We start from the raw sequence: 492 nt of genomic DNA, 5'->3' as shown, positions 1-492 counted from the left end.
CAATACAAAAATAACAAATCTGAAAACTGAACATTTATTCAATCAATTATAGTATTCAAATCATAACTTGCTTTTTGTACAGTCATTCTCGTGATTCTTATTTTAAATGTTATACACACTCAAATATCAAGAGAAGAAATATGAAAAAATTATCTATTCTTTGCATTTTAGGACTTATCAGCTCTTATAGTTTTGCCTGTGACCCGACCTCACTTGATTGGAAAAAATTCCATCAGACTTACGATTTAAACAAAAATAAAACCTTTGAACTCAAAGAGTTCTCGCGGATTCAAAAGTTAAGTGCAACACATTTGTAATAGGTTGAGAAAATTAGGTGAATTACAATCATTATGATTTTTTCAACTCGCAATTGGAAAGCACACATGAAGCAATACACCCAACTTTCTCAAGATGAAAGATACGCAATTTCTCGCTGTATTAAAAGTGATAAATCTAAAACCCAATTGGCTCGCGAATTAAACCGTTCCCGGT

At 31.5% G+C, this 492-nt stretch carries 2 protein-coding genes; both read left to right on the top strand.

The window, feature by feature from the left end; translation table 11 throughout:
* The first annotated feature begins 140 nt into the window (after positions 1-140).
* Positions 141-317 (top strand): hypothetical protein, encoded by a 177-nt coding sequence (locus tag GGG_RS21505; RefSeq protein WP_227500519.1) that lies wholly within the window; start codon positions 141-143, stop codon positions 315-317.
* A gap of 66 nt (positions 318-383) precedes the next feature.
* Positions 384-492, top strand: a 109-nt coding sequence (locus tag GGG_RS21500) for a helix-turn-helix domain-containing protein (protein WP_138920305.1), incomplete at its 3' end; no start/stop codon positions are given.

The sequence above is a fragment of the Acinetobacter sp. P8-3-8 genome (genome assembly GCF_000214135.1).
Taxonomy (GTDB): Bacteria; Pseudomonadota; Gammaproteobacteria; order Pseudomonadales; family Moraxellaceae; genus Acinetobacter.
Note: the sequence above shows the minus strand (reverse complement) of the source record. Positions and strands in the feature narration are given on the sequence as shown.

What these genes read in the sequence shown, in the direction of transcription:
- GGG_RS21505 (WP_227500519.1), top strand. Translation starts at nt 141, where the DNA reads ATGAAAAAATTATCTATTCTTTGCATTTTAGGACTTATCAGCTCTTAT.